The 19,574-nt window shown below is 66.1% G+C and carries 18 protein-coding genes; 5 read left to right on the top strand and 13 right to left on the bottom strand.

The features are described from left to right. Window positions 1-150: 150 nt before the first annotated feature. Together C7435_RS08860 and C7435_RS08855 are read left to right on the top strand one after the other, a co-directional pair. Window positions 151-1,071, top strand: a complete 921-nt coding sequence (locus tag C7435_RS08860) for a dihydrodipicolinate synthase family protein (RefSeq protein ID WP_121210989.1) — start codon at window positions 151-153, stop codon at window positions 1,069-1,071. A 15-nt stretch (window positions 1,072-1,086) separates the two neighbouring features. Then, the gene (locus tag C7435_RS08855; RefSeq protein WP_121210987.1) at window positions 1,087-2,088 is read left to right on the top strand and encodes a 4-hydroxyproline epimerase; all 1,002 of its coding nucleotides are present in this window, start codon (window positions 1,087-1,089) and stop codon (window positions 2,086-2,088) included. A gap of 320 nt (window positions 2,089-2,408) precedes the next feature. Here the strand turns inward: C7435_RS08855 and C7435_RS08850 are convergent, their stop codons facing one another. The 7 genes from C7435_RS08850 to moaA form a co-directional block, all read right to left on the bottom strand. Then, the gene (locus C7435_RS08850) at window positions 2,409-3,086 is read right to left on the bottom strand and encodes a GntR family transcriptional regulator (RefSeq protein WP_121210985.1); all 678 of its coding nucleotides are present in this window, start codon (window positions 3,084-3,086) and stop codon (window positions 2,409-2,411) included. Between the two features lie 90 nt (window positions 3,087-3,176). Next, a complete protein-coding gene (locus C7435_RS08845; RefSeq protein WP_233350723.1) occupies window positions 3,177-4,361 on the bottom strand; it encodes a molybdopterin molybdotransferase MoeA in 1,185 nt (394 codons plus the stop codon). After that, window positions 4,358-4,846, bottom strand: a complete 489-nt coding sequence (moaC, locus tag C7435_RS08840) for a cyclic pyranopterin monophosphate synthase MoaC (RefSeq protein ID WP_121210981.1) — start codon at window positions 4,844-4,846, stop codon at window positions 4,358-4,360. Before moaC ends, C7435_RS08845 begins: the two co-directional genes overlap by 4 nt. After that, the gene (gene moaB / locus C7435_RS08835) at window positions 4,846-5,358 is read right to left on the bottom strand and encodes a molybdenum cofactor biosynthesis protein B (RefSeq protein WP_121210979.1); all 513 of its coding nucleotides are present in this window, start codon (window positions 5,356-5,358) and stop codon (window positions 4,846-4,848) included. Before moaB ends, moaC begins: the two co-directional genes overlap by 1 nt. Continuing rightward, entirely contained in the window at window positions 5,358-5,828 is a 471-nt protein-coding gene (locus C7435_RS08830; RefSeq protein ID WP_121210977.1) for a molybdenum cofactor biosynthesis protein MoaE, read from the bottom strand. The genes moaB and C7435_RS08830 overlap by 1 nt, the downstream gene beginning before the upstream one ends. 3 nt (window positions 5,829-5,831) lie before the next feature. Beyond that, window positions 5,832-6,083, bottom strand: coding sequence for a MoaD/ThiS family protein (locus C7435_RS08825; RefSeq protein ID WP_075188462.1), 252 nt, complete (start codon window positions 6,081-6,083; stop codon window positions 5,832-5,834). A gap of 3 nt (window positions 6,084-6,086) precedes the next feature. Then, complete coding sequence (gene moaA, locus C7435_RS08820; protein ID WP_121210975.1) at window positions 6,087-7,100, bottom strand: GTP 3',8-cyclase MoaA; 1,014 nt, start codon at window positions 7,098-7,100, stop codon at window positions 6,087-6,089. Between the two features lie 397 nt (window positions 7,101-7,497). On the opposite strand from moaA, the gene C7435_RS08815 reads away from it, so the two are divergent. From C7435_RS08815 to ppa, 3 genes are all read left to right on the top strand, one after another. Continuing rightward, window positions 7,498-8,919: an NAD(P)-dependent oxidoreductase gene (locus C7435_RS08815; protein WP_075188464.1), complete on the top strand. Its 1,422-nt coding sequence runs from the start codon at window positions 7,498-7,500 to the stop codon at window positions 8,917-8,919. Next, window positions 8,916-13,448: a glutamate synthase large subunit gene (gene gltB / locus C7435_RS08810; RefSeq protein WP_075188465.1), complete on the top strand. Its 4,533-nt coding sequence runs from the start codon at window positions 8,916-8,918 to the stop codon at window positions 13,446-13,448. Before C7435_RS08815 ends, gltB begins: the two co-directional genes overlap by 4 nt. A 110-nt stretch (window positions 13,449-13,558) precedes the next feature. Further along, a complete protein-coding gene (gene ppa, locus C7435_RS08805; protein WP_121210973.1) occupies window positions 13,559-14,086 on the top strand; it encodes an inorganic diphosphatase in 528 nt (175 codons plus the stop codon). Window positions 14,087-14,148: 62 nt separating this feature from the next. Here ppa and C7435_RS08800 read toward each other — a convergent pair whose 3' ends face one another. The 6 genes from C7435_RS08800 to C7435_RS08775 all read right to left on the bottom strand — a co-directional run bounded on the left by C7435_RS08800 (window position 14,149) and on the right by C7435_RS08775 (window position 19,548). After that, the gene (locus C7435_RS08800) at window positions 14,149-15,795 is read right to left on the bottom strand and encodes a phytoene desaturase family protein (RefSeq protein WP_121210971.1); all 1,647 of its coding nucleotides are present in this window, start codon (window positions 15,793-15,795) and stop codon (window positions 14,149-14,151) included. A 70-nt stretch (window positions 15,796-15,865) separates the two neighbouring features. Next, window positions 15,866-16,255, bottom strand: a complete 390-nt coding sequence (locus C7435_RS08795; protein ID WP_121210969.1) for a hotdog family protein — start codon at window positions 16,253-16,255, stop codon at window positions 15,866-15,868. After that, window positions 16,252-16,647: a MaoC family dehydratase gene (locus C7435_RS08790; protein ID WP_121210967.1), complete on the bottom strand. Its 396-nt coding sequence runs from the start codon at window positions 16,645-16,647 to the stop codon at window positions 16,252-16,254. Before C7435_RS08790 ends, C7435_RS08795 begins: the two co-directional genes overlap by 4 nt. Further along, window positions 16,644-18,146 (bottom strand): acyl-CoA synthetase, encoded by a 1,503-nt coding sequence (locus C7435_RS08785; RefSeq protein ID WP_170150412.1) that lies wholly within the window; start codon window positions 18,144-18,146, stop codon window positions 16,644-16,646. Before C7435_RS08785 ends, C7435_RS08790 begins: the two co-directional genes overlap by 4 nt. Beyond that, a complete protein-coding gene (locus C7435_RS08780; protein WP_121210963.1) occupies window positions 18,146-18,943 on the bottom strand; it encodes an enoyl-CoA hydratase/isomerase family protein in 798 nt (265 codons plus the stop codon). The genes C7435_RS08785 and C7435_RS08780 overlap by 1 nt, the downstream gene beginning before the upstream one ends. Beyond that, entirely contained in the window at window positions 18,940-19,548 is a 609-nt protein-coding gene (locus C7435_RS08775) for a TetR/AcrR family transcriptional regulator (RefSeq protein WP_075188472.1), read from the bottom strand. The genes C7435_RS08780 and C7435_RS08775 overlap by 4 nt, the downstream gene beginning before the upstream one ends. Window positions 19,549-19,574: the final 26 nt, after the last annotated feature.

Raw genomic sequence — 19,574 nt, 5'->3', positions numbered from 1 at the left:
GGTCTTGTTGATTTTCCCGCCGGGAATGACAGGCTGGTCGAGGCCGATCCGGTCGTTCGTCAGGCGCGGCGGCGGACACGGATGACACAGCGTTGAGCGAGACCCGGATGGCGCCCGAACAGGGCGTCGGTCCGGCAGAAGGGGTGAGTGATGACGGTATCAAGCTGGCGCGGGGTTTTCCCCGCCGCAACGACGCAATTTGCCGAGGATCTCTCGGTCGATCTCGAAGCGACCACGGCGGTGGTCAAGGCCCTGGTCGAGGACGGGGTGCACGGCCTCATCGCCATGGGTACTGTGGGTGAGAACAATTCCCTCACCGCAGCGGAAAAGCGGGCCGTCCTCACCGCCATCATCGATGCGGTCGATGGCCGGGTGCCGGTACTGACCGGCGTCTCCGAGCTGACCACCGACCTGGCCCGGACCTATGCCGTCGACGCGGCGCGGATCGGGGCGGACGGGCTGATGCTGTTGCCGGCCATGGTCTATGTCCCGTCCGAAGCCGAGCTGGAGGCCCATATCCGCACCGTCGCAGCGGCGACCTCACTGCCGGTCATGCTCTACAACAACCCGCCCGCCTATCGTGTCGCGATCTCCCTCGACACGCTGGAGCGCCTGAAAGATGTCGAGACCCTGGTGGCGATCAAGGAAAGCGCCCCCGATCCGCGCCGCATCACCGACATTCTCAATCGCTGCGGCGACCGTTACCGGGTCTTCGCCGGGCTGGATGATGTGGCGTTGGAGGAAATCCTGCTCGGCGCGGTCGGCTGGGTGTCCGGCCTGACCAATGCCTTCCCGGCCGAGTCGATTGCCCTGTGGGAAGCCGTCGAGAGCGGTGATCTGGAGACCGCCCGCGCCATCTATCGCTGGTTCATGCCGCTGCTTCATCTCGATGCCGAGCATGACCTGGTGCAATCGATCAAGCTGGCCGAACAGGTCATGGGCCGTGGTTCGGAGCGGGTCCGCATGCCGCGCCTGCCGCTGTCGGGCGCCCGCCGCGCCGAGGTCATCAAAATGGTCGAGACAGCGCGCGACACCCGTCCGGTCAAACTGCCCTCGGTGCTGGCGCACTAGGACGGGAGCGCGCCGGTGACACGCCATGTCTTCCAATGCCTGGACGGGCATGCCTGCGGCAATCCGGTCCGCCTGATCACCGGACCCTTGCCCTTCCTGGCAGGCGACACGATGAGTGAGAAGCGGGCCGATTTCATGGCCCGTTTCGACTGGATAAGGCGTTCGCTCATGTTCGAGCCGCGCGGCCATGACATGATGTCCGGGGCGATGTTCTACCCGCCCTGTGACCCCGATGCCGACGCCTCCATCCTCTTCATCGAGACCTCGGGCTGCTTGCCCATGTGCGGCCATGGCACGATCGGGGCGCTGACCATGGCGCTGGAAAATGGTGTCTTCACGCCGGCCGATCGCACCTGCGTCAAGCTCGACGCCCCCGCCGGACGGATCGAGGCCGAGATTGACTGGCAGGGCGATCGGGTCGCCGGCGTGCGCATCCGCAATATCGCCTCCTATCTGGCGGTCACCGGCCTGATGCTGGACATTCCCGGCTGGCAGGCGATCAGTGTCGATATCGCCTATGGCGGCAATTTCTACGCCATCATCGAGCCGCAGCCCGGCTATGGCGATCTCGACGAGATGAGTGTCGCCGACATCCTGCGCCTCAGCCCGCTGATCCGCGCCGCCGCCAATGAAGCCGTCACCCTCAGCCATCCCGACGACCCTCGTGTCCAGGGTGTCAGCCACGCCCTGTGGACCGGCCGTCCGCGCGACCCGAAAGCCCACGCCCGCAACGCCGTCTTCTACGGCGCACGCGCCATCGACCGCTCCCCCTGCGGCACCGGCACCAGCGCCCGCATGGCCCAGCTCGCGGCAAGAGGCGAACTCAAGCCCGGCGACGCCTTCATCCATGAAAGCCTGATCGGCAGCCTGTTTGAGGGCAAGGTGGAGGCCGCCACCACCGTCGGCGACCACGCCGCGATCATCCCCAGCATCAAGGGCTGGGCCATCCAGACCGGCATCAACACGATCTGGGTCGATGAGCGTGATCCGTATGCGGGTGGATTTACGGTGGGGTAGGGGCTTTCTTCTGACACGCACCCACCTTCCCTCTCCCCTGGGAGAGGGTCAGGGTGAGGGGGAAATCCAGGCGAACGCCGGAGCATCCCCCCTTATCCGGCCCTTCGGGCCACCTTCTCCCAGGGGAGAAGGACGGTCGTCATGGCACCGCCCTTTCAAACCAAACCCACCCTCATTTTTCCCGGACGCAGGCCCGGCCCTGAGCCGGGCGGAGATCCGGGACCCACCGCCTCCTCCGGCAAGCGATGAGCCTCCCGTCGGTCCCGGATGGCGCTTCGCGCCTCCGGGAAAAATGAGAGGGGAGGAAAGGGGGCGGAAACCTATCCCTCAAACGCCGTCACCAGCGCCGTTCGCGCCGTCACGATATGCTGCGTCATGCGATTGGCGCCGGCGATGGGGTCGCGGGACTTCATCGCGTCCAGCAGGCCGTCATGTTCGGTGTTGGCGGTCTTGCGGGCGTTGGGGGTGAGGGCGAGCTGGAGCCTCACATAGCGATCTATGTGCTGGTTGAGGGATTGCACGATGACCTGCGTGCGCGGGCGGTTGGCCGGGGCGTGCAGGGCGGCGTGGAAGTCGCGGTTGAGGGCGCCAAAGCGGGCGGTGTCGCCCTCGGCCAGGGCGGCGGTTTCGCGGGCGCGGATGGTCTCGACGGCGGCGATGTCGGCGGTGCTGGCGCGCTCGATGGCGTGGGCGAAGAGGCCGGGTTCCAGTTGCAGGCGGATATCGAACAGCTCGGCCATTTCGTCGACGGAGACAGGCGAGACGGTGACGCCGCGATTGGGCTGGAAGACTACCAGGCCCTCCACTTCCAACCGCCGCAGCGCTTCGCGGACCGGCATGCGGGACACCTTGTAGGCGTCGGCCAGTGTCTCCTGGCGCAGGGCTTCGCCGGGCTTGAACTCATTGGCCAGGATGCGGGCGCGGATGCGCGCAGCCAGCTGGTCGACGACCGAGGGCTGGGCGATGGGGTCGGAGAAGCTAGTATCAGTGCCCGGCAAGGGGGGCGCTCCCGGATGATTGGCGTCGGGGCAGATTAGGCAGGTGTGTCGCGCGTGTCATGCCGCCAGGTCCGCTGGCGGTCTTGTGGCTCAGTCGAGCAGCAGGACATTGATCATCTGGCCCGCCCGTGTCGGCGGCGCGTCGACGGCGCGCGGGATGAGGAGCTCAGCCCGGGCCAGGGCCGAGATCAGGCCGCTGTCCTGACTGCCGGAGGGGCGGACACGGCCCGTTTCGGCATCGAAACGACCGCGAATCCAGGTCTCGCGCGGCCCATTGCCGGGCAGGTCGACCATCAGCCGCACCGGGCGCAGGCGCGAGCGCGGCGTTTCGTCCAGCAGACGTTCGACCGCCGGGCGCACGACCAGTTCGGCGACCACAAGGGCGGAAACCGGATTGCCTGGCAGGCCCAGCACCGGCAGGCCCGGCAGCTGTCCGAACCAGGTCGGCTTGCCCGGTTTCAGCGCGATCTTGTCGAAGGCGAGCGTGCCGCCCATCTCGGCGAAGACCCGGCGCAGATGGTCATGATCCCCCACCGAAGCACCGCCGATCGTGACCAGAAGGTCGAGATCGCGGGCCTGTTCCAGCGCCGTTCGGACCGCGCTCGGCGTGTCGCGAGCGATGCCGAGATCAATGGCGATGGCGCCCCAGGCATTCAGCAGGGCCATCAGGGCCGGGCCGTTGGAATTGATGATCTGGCCGGGACCGGGCGGGGCACCGGCGGCGACCAGCTCGTCGCCCGAGGCCAACACGCCGATGCGCGGCTGGCGGCGGACCCGCAGCGAAGCGGCACCGCCCGCGGCGGCCAGCGCCAGGCGCGGCGCGGTCAGGCGCAATCCGGCTTCCAGCAGGGTCTGGCCGGTGGTGAAGTCCTCGCCGCTGGCGCGGACATGGCGCCAGGGCTGGGGCGGGTCCTGCAGGGTGATCTGGTCGCCGGTGCGCGTCGTGTTCTCCTGGATCACGACCTGGTCTGCGCCGTCGGGCAGGGCGGCGCCTGTGGAGATACGCACCGCGCTGCCGGGACGGATCGGACGGTCGAGGGCATGACCGGCGGCGGATTCGCCATCGAGCGGCAGGGTGACGGGATTGTCGCCGAGATCACCGGAACGTACGGCATAACCATCCATCGCCGAGGCATGGAAGGGCGGCTGGGTGAGACCGGCGGTGACCGCTTCGGCCAGCACCCGGCCCGCCGCCTCGCCAAGGCCGACCGTCTCGACCTCAATCGGCGTGAGACCGGCCCGCACGCGGGCTATGGCGTCGGAGAGCGGGATCACGGCGTCGTCGTCTCGCGCTGCCAGTCGCCGGACTTGCCGCCGCGCTTGCTGTCCAGCTGGATCGCGGTGATGCGCATGCCCTTGTCGAGCGCCTTGGCCATGTCATAGAGGGTCAGCGCCGCGACCGAACAGGCCGTCAGCGCTTCCATCTCGACGCCGGTCTTGCCGTCGGTGCGCACGGTGGCGGTAATGGCAAAGGCGGTCTCGCCGGCAACAGGTTCGATGGCGAGCTCAACCTTGGTGATCGGCAGCGGATGGCAGAGCGGGATCAGGTCGGATGTCTTCTTGGCGCCCATGATGCCGGCCAGCTCGGCGGTGCGGCAGGCATCGCCCTTGGGACCCTGGCCGTCGCGCACGGCGGCAAAGGCTTCGGCGCTCATCTCGATGCGGGCACTGGCCGAGGCGGTGCGGCGGGTGACGGGTTTGTCGCCGACATCGACCATGCGCACGCGGCCCTCTTCATCCTGATGGGTCAGTGACGACATCAACTTTCTCCCAGGCGCGGCAGGATTTCGACCAGGTTGCAGGGCTTGTGTGTGGCATCGAATTCATGCCGCAAAATCCCGTTCCAGGCATCCTTGCAGGCGCCCATCGAGCCGGGAATGGCAAACACATAGGTCGCCTTGGCAATGCCCGCCAGCGCCCGCGATTGCAGGGTCGAGACGCCGACCGACTGGAAGGAAATCTGGTGGAAGACGACGGAGAAGCCGTCGATCTCCTTGTCCAGCATCGGTCGGATCGCCTCCGGCGTGACATCGCGCCCGGTCAGGCCGGTGCCGCCGGTGGTGATCACGGCATGTATCGCTGGATCATCGAGCCATGACTGCAGGCGGGCGCGTATGGTCTCGATCGTGTCCGGCACGATGCCATGGTCGATGATGGCGTGACCGGCGGCGGCGATCTGTTCGCGCAGCCAGGGACCGGTCTTGTCGCTGGCCGCATCGCGCGTGTCGGAAATCGTCATTACGGCAAAGCCGAGCCGGGTCTCGTCGCTCATCAGGCATCCTCCTGCGCGATCTGGTCGCGCCAGTATTGCGATGCTGATGTGTCGCTGTCACGGGCCGCAACCCAGTGACTGCCGTCCTTTGTGTGGACCCGCTTCCAGAACGGCGCTTCGGTCTTCAGCCGGTCGATCAGGAAGCTGACCGCCTCCAGTGCGGCGCGGCGGTGCGGGGCGCTGGCGGCGACCACCACGATGGTCTCGCCGATGGCCATGCGGCCGACCCGGTGATGGATCAGGGCCTGGCTCAGCGACCAGCGGCTGATGGCTTGTTCGCGAAGCTCGGTCAGGGCGGTTTCGGTGACGCCGGGATAATGTTCCAGTTCGAGCGCTTCAAGGCCCGGCTCGGCGCGGACCTGGCCGACAAAGCTCGCCATCGCGCCGTCATCGGGATGGGTTCCTGTCAGGGCGGCGATCAGGGCCGCTGCGTCGAGCGGATCAGGCGTGACCAGGATGTCCGTCGTCATGGGTCAGCCTCCGGTGAAGGGCGGGCAGAAGGCAAGCCGGTCGCCATCATCCAGCGGGCTGGGGCGGGTGACGATGCGGTCATTGCGGATCAGGCGGATTTCCGGTGCTGCAAGCGCGGCGGCTGCAACGTCAGCGGATGTGAGATGGGCGATCAACGCTTCGCTGTCGGTGATCTCGCCGGGCAGGTCGAGCGTGGTTTCGCCCGCGCCGAGCCGGTCGCGCAGGGCAGCCAGATAGCGGATATGAACCTGCATGGATCAGCCTCCCGTGATGGCCATGTGCCGTGTCACCGAAGGTTTGGCCCCCGGGCTGACGTCGAAATTATGCGCTTCCGGCTTGGCGGCCACGGCGGCCTCCAAGGCTGAATGCAGGCCGGCGACACCGTGCTCGCGCAGGGCGCCGCGCAGATCGACGCTGCCCTCCTGTCCCAGGCAGGCATGCAGCTGGCCGGTGCAGGTCAGGCGGACGCGGTTGCAGCCGGCGCAGAAATTCCCGGTCAGCGGCGTGATCAGGCCGAGCTTGCCGCCAGTCTCCGCGACATGATGATAACGCGCCGGCCCGCCGGTGGTTTCATCCAGCGGAGTCAGGGTCCAGCGTTGGTCGAGGCGATCCCGGACCGCGCTCAGCGGCAGGAACTGGACCGAACGATCGGTGCCGACATCGCCGACCGGCATGACTTCGATCAGGGTGATGTCATGGCCCTGGCGATGCGCCCAGGCGATGAGGTCGGGCAGTTCGTCCTCATTCTCGCCCTTCATGGCGACCGCATTGATCTTGACCTTGAGACCGGCAGCCTTGGCCGCTGCGATGCCGGTCAGCGTGTCGGCGAGACGGCCGCCACGGGTCAGGCGGGAAAAGCGCTCGGCGTCCAGCGTGTCGAGCGAGACATTGATGCGCATCATGCCGGCAGCAGCGAGGCGTTCGGCAAAGCGCGGCAGCTGGGTGGCATTGGTGGTCAGGGTCAGCTCGTCGAGGCCGCCTTCCTGACCCAGACGGGCGCCGAGCCGTTCGATCAGGCTGACCACATCACGCCGCACCAGGGGTTCGCCGCCGGTGATGCGGATCTTGCGGACGCCGCGCGCGATGAAGGCGCCGGCGACCTGTTCCAGCTCTTCCAGGCTCAACAGCTCCGATTTCGGCAGGAAGTCCGGCTGCGCTTTCATGCAGTAGACACAGCGCAGATCGCAGCGGTCCGTGACGGACAGGCGCAGATAGAGGATCTGGCGACCGAAACTGTCGATCAGCGGCGAGTAGGGGTGGGAGACGGCCATGCTGCGAATTTGGGGGGGAAGGCGAGGCGGGGCAAGGCGTTTTGGCGGATGAAAGCCGGTGGCACGCAATCGTGACCGGGCGTGTTGCCAGCGGGCATTGGTTCTGCAAATTGCGCCCGGAGGGCACGTCTCGCCCGCGTCGTCGCGCTGATGATCCCCAATCTGCCACATTGGCGAGCAGGCTTGCATCATTCTTGCGCGCTCGGGTCGGGCGGCCACCCCACGGGATGCCAAGTATTTGCCGTGGTGGCGGTATCAAGTCATAATTCGTGGAAATCCATTCCCTGAATTCCACTTTCAGGGCATAAAATGCCAATTCGCCGCACAGGCTCCGACTTGTGCGCATGCGAAGTCTGTGCTGCATTAGCGAACTTTCGGCTGTGTGAAGGGGGCAGGATTGCTCAGATTTGTGGACATCGACCAGGCCTATCCGGAGAAGCGCTCGGAGAGCGAACGGCGCAAGGATTTCAATGAAATCTATCGCGGTTTCTCGACCGAGGCCGCGGCCGGCCAGGCCTCGCGCTGTTCACAATGCGGCGTCCCTTTCTGCCAGTCCGGCTGTCCCTTGCAGAACAATATCCCCGACTGGTTGATGCTGGCCGGCGAAGATCGTCTCAAAGAGGCCTATGACGCCTCCGCCGCAACCTCGACCATGCCGGAGATCTGTGGCCGCATCTGCCCGCAGGACCGTCTGTGTGAAGGTTCCTGCGTGGTTGAAAAGTCCAAGCACGGCGCCGTGACGATCGGTGCCGTCGAGCAATACATCACCGATACCGCCTGGAAAGAAGGCTGGGTCGAGCCGCTCAAACCCGGCCCTGAACGCGGTCAGAGCGTCGCCATCATCGGCTCCGGCCCCGCCGGTCTTGCTGCCGCAGAACGGCTGCGCGAGAGCGGGTTCGCGGTCACCGTCTACGAGCGCGCCGACCGCGCCGGCGGCCTGTTGATGTATGGCATTCCCGGCTTCAAGCTGGAAAAGTCCGTTGTCCAGCGTCGGCTCGACCGGCTGGCCCGGGGCGGTATTGCCTTCAAGATGAATTTCGAGGTCGGCCGAGACGCGACGCTGGACGAGATCCGGGCCGAACATCATGCGGTCCTGCTGGCAACCGGGGTCTATAATGCCCGCCTGCTGACCTGTCCGGGCTCCGGTGACGGGGTGCTGGCGGCGCTGGATTACCTGACCCGCTCCAATCGCGATGATCTGGGCGACCCGGCGGCCAATGACAGTGTGCTCGATGCCAAGGGCAAGGATGTCGTCGTGGTCGGCGGCGGCGATACGGCGATGGACTGTGTCCGCACCGCCGTGCGCCAGGGCGCCAAATCCGTGACCTGCCTCTATCGCCGCGACCGCGCCAACATGCCCGGTTCGGCCCGCGAAGTGAAACATGCCGAGGAGGAGGGGGTCGTGTTCGAATGGCTCTCCGCCCCGCTCGCCGTCCTGACCAAGGGCGATGCCATTTCAGCCGTCCGCGTCCAGGGCATGCGCCTCGGCGCGCCCGACCTGTCGGGACGCCGCGCCCCCGAGCCCGATCCCGGCAAGACCTGGGACCGGCCCGCCGACATGGTGATCTCGGCCCTCGGATTCACCCCGGAAGACCTCCCCGTCCTGTTCGACGCGCCGGACCTCTCCGTGCATCGCGACGGCCGGGTCGAGGCGGATCGGGATACCCGCATGGCCAGTCTTGACGGCGTGTTTGTCGCCGGCGACCTGCATCGCGGCGCTTCGCTGGTGGTCTGGGCGATCAAGGACGGACTCGATGCCGCGCGCTCGATCGAATCCTATCTCGACAACCGTATGCGTGTTCTGGGAGCGGCCGAATGACGAACAAGACCTGGTCCGAAGCCGCCCACCGCCAGGGGCTGGAAACCCTCACTCGTGCCGGCCTGATCGATCCGCGTGATGAACGCGATGCCTGTGGTGTCGGCCTTGTCGCCGACATGAAGGGCCGCGCCCGTCGCGATATTGTCGAGCTGGCGATTGATGCGCTCAAGGCAGTCTGGCACCGCGGGGCCGTCGATGCCGACGGGCTGACAGGTGACGGGGCCGGCCTGCGCGTTGGCGTGCCGCAGGACTTCTTCAAGGCGGCCGTGGCCCGCACCGGCCACGAGCCCGAGCGCGGCGATGTCATTGTCGGCATGGTCTTCCTGCCACGCACCGATTTTGCCGCCCGGGAACGCGCCCGCGCCATCATCGAGGCGGAAATCCTGCGTGAGGGTTTTGCCTTTTACGGCTGGCGCCAACCGCCGATCGACACGTCTGTTCTGGGCGACAAGGCCCGCGCCACCCTGCCGGAAATCGAACAGGTCCTGTTCCGCGATCCGCGCGAACGCGACAGCGAGGCGGTCGAGCGCGTGCTCTATATTGTCCGCCGCCGCATCGAGCGTCGGGCCCGTGAGGAGAATCTCCGCGACCTCTATGTCTGTTCGCTGTCCTCGCGCGACATCATCTACAAGGGCCTGTTCCGGGCCGAGGATATCGATGCGTTTTATCGCGACCTGCAATCGCCGGACTTCGTCTCGCCCTTCGCCATTTTCCACCAGCGCTATTCTACCAATACCTTCCCGGAGTGGCGGCTGGCCCAGCCCTTCCGGATGCTGGCCCACAATGGCGAGATCAACACGATCCGCGGCAATATCAACTGGATGCGGAGCCATGAGGTCCACATCGCCGAGACGGCCTTTGCCGATGTCATCAGCGATGTGAAACCGGTGATCCAGCCGGGGGCCTCGGACAGTGCCGCGCTCGACCAGACCTTTGAAATCCTGGTTCGCGCCGGCCGCTCGGCGCCGATGACCAAGACGCTGCTTATCCCGGAAGCCTGGTCCAAGCGGGCCGATGTCATGCCCGAGGGCTGGAGCCGGATGTATGAGTATTGCAATGCGGTGATGGAGCCCTGGGACGGGCCGGCCGCGATTGCCGCCTTTGACGGTCGCTGGGCGATTGCCGGTCTCGACCGCAATGGCCTGCGGCCGATGCGCTATGCCCTGACCAATGACGACGTCTTCGTCGCCGGCTCGGAAACCGGCATGGCGCCGGTTGATCCGGTGACCGTCACCGAGCGCGGTTCGATCACGCCGGGCCGCCTGATCGCGCTCGATATCGTCGAAGGCAAATTCTACCGCGAGCAGGACATCCTCAACGAGCTGTCGGAACAGCACCCCTATACGCGTTGGCTCGGCGAGATGGAGGATCTTGAATCCGTCGTCGGACCGGGATCGGAAGACCAGATTTTCAGCGAGGATGACCGCACGCGGCGCCAGGCGGCATCGGGCTTTACCTTCGAGAATATAGAACTGGTCATCAAGGCGATGGCCGAGGATGGCAAGGAGGCGGTCGGCTCGATGGGCGATGATGCGCCGCTGGCCGTGCTGTCTGAGAACTATCGCCCGCTCTCGCACTTCTTCCGGCAGAATTTCTCCCAGGTCACCAATCCGCCCATCGACCCGCTTCGCGAAGGCCGGGTGATGGGACTGAAGACCCGCTTCAGAAATCTGGGAAACATTCTCGGCCAGGGCGAAGCACGCGCGAGCGTGCTCGTGCTCGACAGCCCGATCCTGACCAATGGCGGATATGAACGCTGGCGCGGCCATATGGGCGGTGCGGTCAAGGAGATTGATTGCTTGCTGCCGGTCGTGGCGGCCTCAGGCGACGGTCAGGTTCTGCGCCAGGCCATTGATGATGTGATCCGCGAATGTGTCGCCGCCGTCCGGGATGGTGCTGCCCATCTCGTGCTCACCGATCACCGACAGGATGCCGAAAATGCGGCCCTGCCGATGATCCTGGTGGCCGGTGCCGTCCACTCGACCCTGACCCGCGAGGGGTTGCGCAATTTCTGCTCGCTCAATGTGCGGGCGGGGGAGTGTTTTGACGCCCATTATGCCGCCGTGCTGATCGGGCTCGGCGCGACCACGGTGAACCCCTATCTCGCCTTCGACACGGTGACGGCCGGACGCGAAAGCGTGGGCGGCGAAAGCTGGGCCCGCGCCCGGGCCGGTCGCCTCAAGGCGGCGCTTGATGGCGGGCTTTTGAAAATCCTCTCCAAGATGGGGATCTCGATCATTTCCTCCTATCGGGGCGGCTGCAATTTCGAGGTTCTCGGCCTGTCACGCGCCCTGGTCGAAGCCTATCTGCCGGGCGTGGTCAGCCGGATTTCCGGCATCGGCCTGCCGGGCCTGGAAGTGCGGACAGTGGAGCTGCATCGCAAGTCCTGGCGCGATGACGAGGCGCGCCTGCCGATCGGTGGCTTCTATCGCCAGCGTTCCAGTGGCGACCGCCATGCGCTCAACGCGCCGGTGATCAGCGCCCTGCAGGCCGCCGTGCGCGGCAATGATGCCAAGGCTTGGAAATCCTATCGCAGCGCGATCCGTGACCAGGGCCCGATCCAGCTTCGCGATCTGATGGACATGCGCCCCATCGGCCCGGCCGTCGGGCTCGACCGGGTGGAATCGATCAATGGCATCCGTCGCCGTTTCGTGACGCCGGGCATGTCGCTGGGCGCCCTGTCGCCGGAAGCGCATGGCGCGCTGAATGTGGCGATGAACCGGATCGGTGCCAAATCGGTGTCCGGCGAGGGTGGCGAGGATCCGGCCCGCTACAAGCCGCTGCCCAATGGCGACAACATGAACTCCGCCGTCAAGCAGATCGCCTCCGGCCGGTTCGGCGTGACGGCGGAATATCTCGGCCAGTGCCGCGAGATGGAAATCAAGGTCGCCCAGGGCGCCAAGCCCGGTGAGGGTGGCCAGCTGCCCGGCTTCAAGGTCACCGAATTCATCGCCCGCATGCGACTGGCGACGCCGGGCGTCAGCCTGATCTCGCCGCCGCCGCATCATGACATTTATTCGATCGAGGATCTGGCCCAGCTCATCTATGATCTCAAGCAGATCAATCCGACCGCCCGGGTCGGTGTGAAGCTGGTCGCGGCCGCCGGTGTCGGGGCTGTCGCCGCCGGCGTGGCCAAGGCCAATGCCGACATCATCAATATCTCCGGCTCGGTTGGCGGGACGGGCGCTGCGGCCCTGTCCTCAATCAAGTTTGCTGGCGGTCCGCTGGAACTCGGCCTCGCCGAAGCCCACCAGATGCTGTCACTCAACGGGCTGCGTGAGCGCGTCACCCTGCGTGCTGATGGCGGGATCCGCACCGGGCGCGACATTGTCATTGCCGCCATGCTGGGGGCCGAGGAATTCGGCGTCGGCACGGCCTCGTTGATCGCGCTGGGCTGTCTGATGGTGCGGCAATGCCATTCCAACACCTGCCCGGTCGGCGTCTGCACCCAGGATGATGATCTGCGCGCCCGTTTCGGCGGTTTCCCGGACCATGTCGTCAACCTGATGACCTTCCTGGCCCAGGATGTGCGCGAAATCCTCGCTGGTCTTGGTGCCACGTCGCTGGAAGACGTGATCGGGCGGGCCGACCTGCTCGACCAGGTCTCGCGCGGTTCGGAATCGCTCGACGATCTCGACCTCTCGGCGATCATGTCGCGGGCCGATGCGGTGGAGCGTCCGGCACGCTCGACCCGCAGCCTGCGCAATCCTGTCGCTCCGGCGCTCGACGAACAGATTATCGAGGATGCGGCCCCGGCCTTTGATCGCGGCGAGAAGATGCAGCTCGATTATGGCGTCAAGAATACCGACCGCGCCGTCGGCACGCGGACCTCGTCGGAGATTGTCTCCCGCTTCGGTCTGGACGGGCTGGGTACTGATCACCTCACCCTGCGCCTGCGCGGTTCGGCCGGTCAGTCGCTGGGGGCTTTCGCCGCCAAGGGGCTGCGCATCGAGCTTGATGGCGATGCCAATGACTATGTCGGCAAGGGCCTGTCCGGTGCCAGCATCATTGTGCGGCCCTATGGCGGCGCGACCGAGGCCAATGAGGAACACGCCATCATCGGCAATACCTGTCTTTACGGTGCCACTGCGGGCCGGCTCCTGGCGGCCGGTCGTGCCGGGCAGCGCTTCGGCGTGCGCAATTCCGGCGCCGATGCGGTGATCGAGGGCTGTGGCACCAATGGCTGCGAATACATGACCGGCGGCACCGCCGTCATTCTTGGCCCGGTCGGCGATAATTTTGCCGCCGGCATGACCGGCGGCGATGTCTTCGTCTATGATCCGGAACGCCGTCTCGATGCCCGCCTCAATCGCGAGACCGTGCTCGCCTTTGATCTGGAAGGCGAGGGCGAGCGCCGCTGCCTGACCCTGATCGAGGCGCATGCGGCCGAGACCGGCTCGCGTGTCGCCCGCCGACTGTTGGCGGGCTGGCCGGAAGAGCGGGGACATTTCGTCCATCTGCGCGGCGAGGAAGTGGTCAAGCGGGAGCGCGCCGCGCTGGCGGCCGCGAATGACAGCCAGACCGCCTGATTTGCCGTTTCTTGTGACCTTGAGAATTGATATTGCGGCGCAACACGGGCATTGGTCGCGCCAGCATTTGGGCGTAAAACCTCGCCCGGACCAGCCGCAAGGAGCACAGGATGCGGATCGACAAAATCTCCGCGGGCGAAAATCCGCCTGAAGACATCAATGTGATCATCGAGGTCCCGGTGGGCGGCCAGCCGGTGAAGTACGAGATGGACAAGGATGCCGGCACGCTCTTCGTCGATCGCTACCTGCACACGCCGATGAGCTATCCGTGCAATTATGGCTTCATGCCGCACACCTTGTCGGAAGATGGCGATCCGATCGACGTGATGATCGTCGGCCACACCACGCTGGTGCCGGGCTGCGTCGTCCGCGCCCGTCCGATTGGCGTTCTCCTGATGGAAGACGAGAGTGGCATGGACGAGAAAATCCTCGCCGTCCCGCACCACAAGCTCTCCCCGCTCTATGGCAAGGTCAATGAGCCCGACGATATCCCGGAAGCCCAGCTGATGCGGATCAAGCATTTCTTCGAGCACTACAAGGATCTCGAGCCCAATAAATGGGTCAAGGTCATCGGCTGGGGCGACGCCGCCAAGGCGCGCGAGCTGATCTCGGAATCGATCGAGCGCGTGAAGGGCTGAGGCCTTTCCCACCACCGACACGAAAGAGCCCCGGACTGGCTGGTCCGGGGCTTTTTGTTGCGCTAACCCATCCTTTTGCCGAAATCCTTGAGGATTTCGCGGGCTGCATTATGGCCGGGGGCGCCGGTGACGCCGCCGCCGGGATGGGTGCCGGCCCCGCATTGGTAGAGGCGTTTGACCGGGCTTCGATGGTCGGCATGGCCGAGCACGGGGCGGGCAGAAAAGAGCTGGTCCAAGCTGAGCGCGCCGTGGAAAATATCGCCGCCGACGAGGCCGAAAGTCCGTTCCAGGTCCTTCGGTGTCAGGGCCTGATAGCCTAGCACGCTGTCCCGGAAACCCGGCGCCCAGCGCTCGACCGTGTCGAGCATCACTTGCGCCACCTCATCGCGATGATCATCCCAGTCGCGGCCGCCTGAGAGTTCCGGCGCGACATGCTGGCAGAACAGGCTGGCGACGTGCTGGCCCTCGGGGGCGAGGGTCGGGTCGAGGGTTGAGGGGATCAGCATTTCGATGATCGGTGAGGTCGACCAGCCCTGGCGGCGGGCATCGACATAGGCCTGTTCCATATAGGCCAGCGAGGGCGCCATGATGATCCCGGCGGTCAGGTGGTCGCCCGGGCCGGGCAGGGCGGTAAAGCTGGGCAGGCGGTCGAGCGCGACATTCATCCGGAAGGTGCCGGAGCCGCATTTATAGTGGCGGATGCGCTCGTTGAAATCGGTGGGCAGGGCGGCAGGATCAACCAGTGAGCCGAACAGGAGTTTCGGGTTGAGATTCGAGACCACGGCACGGGCGCTCAGTTGCTCGCCACTGTCGAGCACCACCGTACCGGCACCGCCATCCGTGACCAGCACTTCGCGGACCGGACAGCCGGTGCGGATCTCGACGCCGCGCGCCTCGCAGCAACGGGCCATGGCCTGGGTAATCGCGCCCATACCGCCGATGGCATGACCCCAAGCGCCCTTCTTGCCATTCACCTCGCCGAACAAATGATGCAGCAGCACATAGGCGCTGCCGGGCGTGTAGGGGCTGGCGAAATTGCCGACAATGCTGTCAAAGCCGAACAGGGCCTTGATGGCGTCGCTCTCGAACCAGCCATCGAGCCAGTCGCCGGCGGATTTTGAAAACAGGTCCAGCAGGTCGCGCCGTGCCGTCATCGACATGGCGCCGAGCCGTCCGCCCAGATTGGCGGCTTTCATCATCTCCGGCAGCGCGCCCAGCCAGCTGCCCTCGGACAGGTTGGGCGGGGTTTCCAGCACCAGCGAGCGTAGCGTGTCGGCGACCACTTCCAGCCGGGCGCCATATTCGGCCAGTCGTTCGGCATCACGGGTTGAGAATTTCGCGACTTCGTCGCGCGTCAGCCCGTCGCCGGCCAACAGGTATCGGCCGTGCTCGAGGGGCAGGAAATTGCCGATCTTCCGCTCGACGATTTCCAGGCCATGCCCGTGCAGGTCGAGATCGGCAATGATTTTCGGGTTGAGCAGGGAGACGGTGTAGCTGGCCACCGAATTGCGGAAACCGGGATGAAATTCCTCGGTGACGGCCGCGCCGCCGACAACGTCCCGGCGTTCCAGCACGGTCACCTTGAGGCCGGCCTTGGCCAGGTAGGCGGCGCAGACGAGGCCGTTATGGCCACCGCCGACGATCAGGATATCGCGGTCGAGACGGGTCTGGCCGTGGCGCTGCGGGCGCGTTGCGGTGAGGGCGGTCATGGCGCGGCAGATTGGCCGCGAACCGGAAAAAGCGCAATGCAGCGTGGAGGTTGTGGCGCTGGAGGCCTGTTCAGACAGGCGTGTTGAAAGCGCCGGCCACGTCTTTCGCCAGCACCAGGGCGCGGCCGTCGGCGATTTTGACGCCGCCGGACGTCGTGCAGGTCGTGGCCAGGTCGACCAATTGCTTGTCCGGACGCAGGCGGGTGATTTCGACCCGGGCGATGAGTGGGTCGCCGAACGGGGCGTCGGCCAGGAAACGGGTTTCCTGCTTGAGATAATTGGTCCCCTGGCCCGGCAGTTCGACACCCAGCAGGTAGGAGAAGAGACCGTTGATCAGAGGTTCCGGCACGTGGTCGGTTTCCGGCGGGGCGCCGGCGAGCGCGTGCAGTTCAGCGGCATCGGCGGGCGTGAAGCGGCGCTGCGTCTGCGCTGATTGGCCGATTGTCAGCGCGGCGCTCATGCGGTGACCTCGGTCTGGCCGAGACAGGTCACCACCCCATCGCCGAGGCGGGTGACTTTCAGGGCGATCACCATACCGTCAGGCGTTTCGCCGGTTGTTTCGGCCTCGAAACGAAGGGGCTCGCCGACCGGGCTGGGGGCCGGATACTGTGTGTCCTGGCGGATCTGCCGGGCACCGGGACGGATTTGCGCCACCAGCCCGCGCAACACCGAGCACAGCAGGGCGCCGTGGGCGACGGTTTTTGCGAACCGGGTTCCAGCCGCGAAATCCGGATCGACATGGATCGGATTGTCATCGCCGGACAGGCGCGCGAAAGCGTCGAAATCGGCCTGGCTGAAGGTCTTGTCCAGCACGATATGAGCGGTTGTCGGCCGCGGCTTGGTGGGGGTCATCGCACCCCCTCCGGGCGAGGCAGAAGATGTTTCTGGACCTTGCCGGCGGCGGTGCGCGGAAAGTCGGTGCTGCGCAGGAAATGGCGCGGCACCTTGTAAGCGGCCATGCGCTCGCGGCACCAGGCCCGCAGCGCCTCGTCGCTGACGCTTTGGCCTTCGCGCAGGATAAGATGGGCGCAGCCGACCTCGCCCCATTTCTCGTCGGCGATGCCGGTGACGGCGGCTTCGAGGATGGCGGGGTGTTCGTCGAGCACGTTCTCGACCTCGGCCGGATAAACATTCTCGCCGCCGGAGATATACATCTCCTTGATCCGGCCCGCGATATAGCAATAGCCCTCATCGTCGAACCGGCCCAGATCGCCGCTTTTCAGCCAGCCATCGGGCGTGAAGAGCTGGGCCGTCTCACTGTCGCAATGCCAATACCCCGGTGTCAGACCGGGACCGAAAAACTGCACCTCGCCGGTCTCGCCGGCCGGCAGCGGCACGCCCTCCGGCGTTGCGATGCGGGCATCGATGAGGAGTTGCGGCTTGCCGACCGAACCGATCTTGTCGAGCGCGTGTTCGCGGTCCATCAGGAAGGCGGTCGGGCCGGTCTCGGTCATGCCGAAACCATTGCACACGACCGCGCCGCGGGCCGCGAATTGCTCGATCAACACGTCCGGCATCGGCGCACCGCCACAGGCCCAGTGGCGCAGCCGGGTCAGGTCGGTGGTGGCGAAATCGGGATGCAGGGCAAGCTCGCGATAGACCGCCGGCACACACAGCATGACATCAAGCCGGCCGGTATTGATCAGGTCGAGCACGGCGCCGGCCTCGAAACCCGGCAGGATATGGTTGAGGCCGCCGGCCATCAGCACCGGCAAGGTGTGCAGATTGATGCCGGCGGTATGGAAGAGCGGCAGGAAGTTGAGGCTGGCATCGCCGTCGCGCAGGCCGATGGCTTGCGAGATGTTGACGTAATTCACCAACGCCATGCGATAGGTCTGGATCACGCCCTTGGGGCGCCCGGTCGTGCCGGACGTGTAGATCAGATACCAGGTCTCCTCGCCGGGCCAGGCCGGCCGGCCGGGGTGTGGTTCGGCGGCGTTCCGGGCTGCGGGCCAATCCTGCTCCAGGTCAAGCAGCGGCGTGCCGTGCGGCTGCGCGGCCTCGGCCGCAGTCGCTGCGTCCTCGGCACCGGTCAACAACAGGCTCGGCGCGCAATCGGCGAGCAGGTCGGCCAGTTCACGGGCCGGCATGCGCCAGTTCAATGGCGCGAGAATGGCGCCCAGCTTGGCACAGCCGAACAGGGCCTCAAAAAATTCCACCCGGTTGCGGCACAGGATGGCAACCCGGTCACCGGGGCCGACACCGCGATCAGCCAGCAGCGTCGCGGCCCGGGCGCAGCGGTCCTCGAGTGCGGCAAAACTGACAATCTCGCCGGATTTGACATCGTGGAAGGCCGGGCGATCGGGTGTCAGGGCTGCGCGGCGGGCAGTGATGTCGGTGACGATATCCATCAGCGAACCGCCTCCCGGTGTGGTGCGAGGAAGGCCGCCATGCGCGACCGGGTCTCCGGCCGTACCAGCAGGTCGCAGAAGGCCGCACGCTCGCGGTCGAGCCGGTCACCGAGCGGATCGCGGCCCTGCCGGGCATCAAGCAGGCGGCGGCTGGTGGTGGCGACAGCGGGATCGTGGGCGGCGAGCGTTGTGATGATGTCGGTCAATGCAGCGTCGAAGCTGCCGGCCCCGGCGAGGCGGTCGACCAGGCCCATTTCGAAGGCGGCGACGGCGCTGACGCGGTCGTCCAGGGCCAGCCAGGCGCCGGTTCTGGCGCTGCCGATCCGCTCCGGCATCAGGGCGGTCCAACCGCCATCGGGCGCAAAGCCCATCTTGGCGTAGTAGGGCTGGATGAAGGCGTCGCGGCGCATCAGGACGGCATCGCAGGCCAGCATCAGGCCGATCGCGCCGCCGGTTACCGGCCCGTTGACGGCGGCAATGCTGGCGCAGGGCAGGGCCCGCAGGGCAAGGATGGCCCGGTTGAGGGCGCTGACGAGTTGGTCGCCATAGGCCTCCAGCTGAGCCAGATCGCCGGTTCGGGCGTGAAACTCGCCGATATCACCGCCGCTGGAGAAGGCCCGACCCTCGCCGGTCAGGATGACGGCGCGCGCGTCACCGCAATCGGCCAGAGCCACACAGAGCGCGTCCAGCAGCTCCGGTGTCAGCGCATTGCCGCGCCGTGGCCGGTTCAGCCGCAGCCGCACGATTGTGCCGCCGCGGTCAATGAGGAGCGGTGGTGCTGCGCCGGTATCTGTCATGGCTTCAGGCCGTTGGCGATCAGGTCCGAGACGACGCGGGCGATGTCTTCCGGGTCGCGGTCACGCTCCCAGATGCCGAAGCGCAGACCCATGAACACGCTCATGCCGATCAGGGCCCAGGCGCGTTTGCCCTGGTCTCCTGCCCGCACTTCGCCGCGTGCCTCGGCCTCTTCCAGATTGCGCTGATAGCGCTCCATGAAGACGTCATAGTGGGCCTTGTAGGCGTCCGGCGCGACGAACTGGCTCTCTTCGATGATGCGATAGAGATTCGGGTGGGCCCGGGCGAACTCGATATAGGCGACGAGGCCGCGATGCTCGGTTTCCAGCCGGTCCGGCGCGCCTTTGACACGTTCGGCGATCCAGCCGCGTGTCATCTCGCCCATATGGGCGACGAGGGCGCGGAAAATCTCGTCCTTGGAGTCGAAATAGACATAGAAAGTTCCCAGTGCCACCGAGGCCCGGCGCGTGATGTCGCCGATCGAGGTGGCATGAAACCCGTTCTCTCCGAAGGCGCCCTCGGCGGCCTCCAGAAGCTTGTTCCGGGTCCTCAGACCGCGGGCGGTTTTGGGTCTTTTATCGACCGTGCTCGTTTCAGAAGTTGACATATGATTCAGTTTTCACAAAATGGCTC

The sequence above is a fragment of the Maricaulis maris genome (assembly GCF_003634045.1).
Classification (GTDB): domain Bacteria; phylum Pseudomonadota; class Alphaproteobacteria; order Caulobacterales; family Maricaulaceae; genus Maricaulis; species Maricaulis maris.
The sequence above is the reverse complement of the archived record's forward strand: the minus strand, read 5'-3'. Positions and strand labels throughout refer to the sequence as shown.

Coding starts and splice junctions, on each gene's coding strand:
- C7435_RS08830 (WP_121210977.1), bottom strand. CDS start 5,828: ATGACGACGGACATCCTGGTCACGCCTGATCCGCTCGACGCAGCGGCC.
- C7435_RS08785 (WP_170150412.1), bottom strand. CDS start 18,146: ATGGATATCGTCACCGACATCACTGCCCGCCGCGCAGCCCTGACACCC.
- C7435_RS08860 (WP_121210989.1), top strand. CDS start 151: ATGACGGTATCAAGCTGGCGCGGGGTTTTCCCCGCCGCAACGACGCAA.
- C7435_RS08795 (WP_121210969.1), bottom strand. CDS start 16,255: ATGAGCGCCGCGCTGACAATCGGCCAATCAGCGCAGACGCAGCGCCGC.
- moaA (WP_121210975.1), bottom strand. CDS start 7,100: ATGGCCGTCTCCCACCCCTACTCGCCGCTGATCGACAGTTTCGGTCGC.
- C7435_RS08780 (WP_121210963.1), bottom strand. CDS start 18,943: ATGACAGATACCGGCGCAGCACCACCGCTCCTCATTGACCGCGGCGGC.
- moaC (WP_121210981.1), bottom strand. CDS start 4,846: ATGTCGTCACTGACCCATCAGGATGAAGAGGGCCGCGTGCGCATGGTC.
- moaB (WP_121210979.1), bottom strand. CDS start 5,358: ATGAGCGACGAGACCCGGCTCGGCTTTGCCGTAATGACGATTTCCGAC.
- C7435_RS08775 (WP_075188472.1), bottom strand. CDS start 19,548: ATGTCAACTTCTGAAACGAGCACGGTCGATAAAAGACCCAAAACCGCC.
- ppa (WP_121210973.1), top strand. CDS start 13,559: ATGCGGATCGACAAAATCTCCGCGGGCGAAAATCCGCCTGAAGACATC.
- C7435_RS08825 (WP_075188462.1), bottom strand. CDS start 6,083: ATGCAGGTTCATATCCGCTATCTGGCTGCCCTGCGCGACCGGCTCGGC.
- C7435_RS08790 (WP_121210967.1), bottom strand. CDS start 16,647: ATGACCCCCACCAAGCCGCGGCCGACAACCGCTCATATCGTGCTGGAC.
- gltB (WP_075188465.1), top strand. CDS start 8,916: ATGACGAACAAGACCTGGTCCGAAGCCGCCCACCGCCAGGGGCTGGAA.
- C7435_RS08800 (WP_121210971.1), bottom strand. CDS start 15,795: ATGACCGCCCTCACCGCAACGCGCCCGCAGCGCCACGGCCAGACCCGT.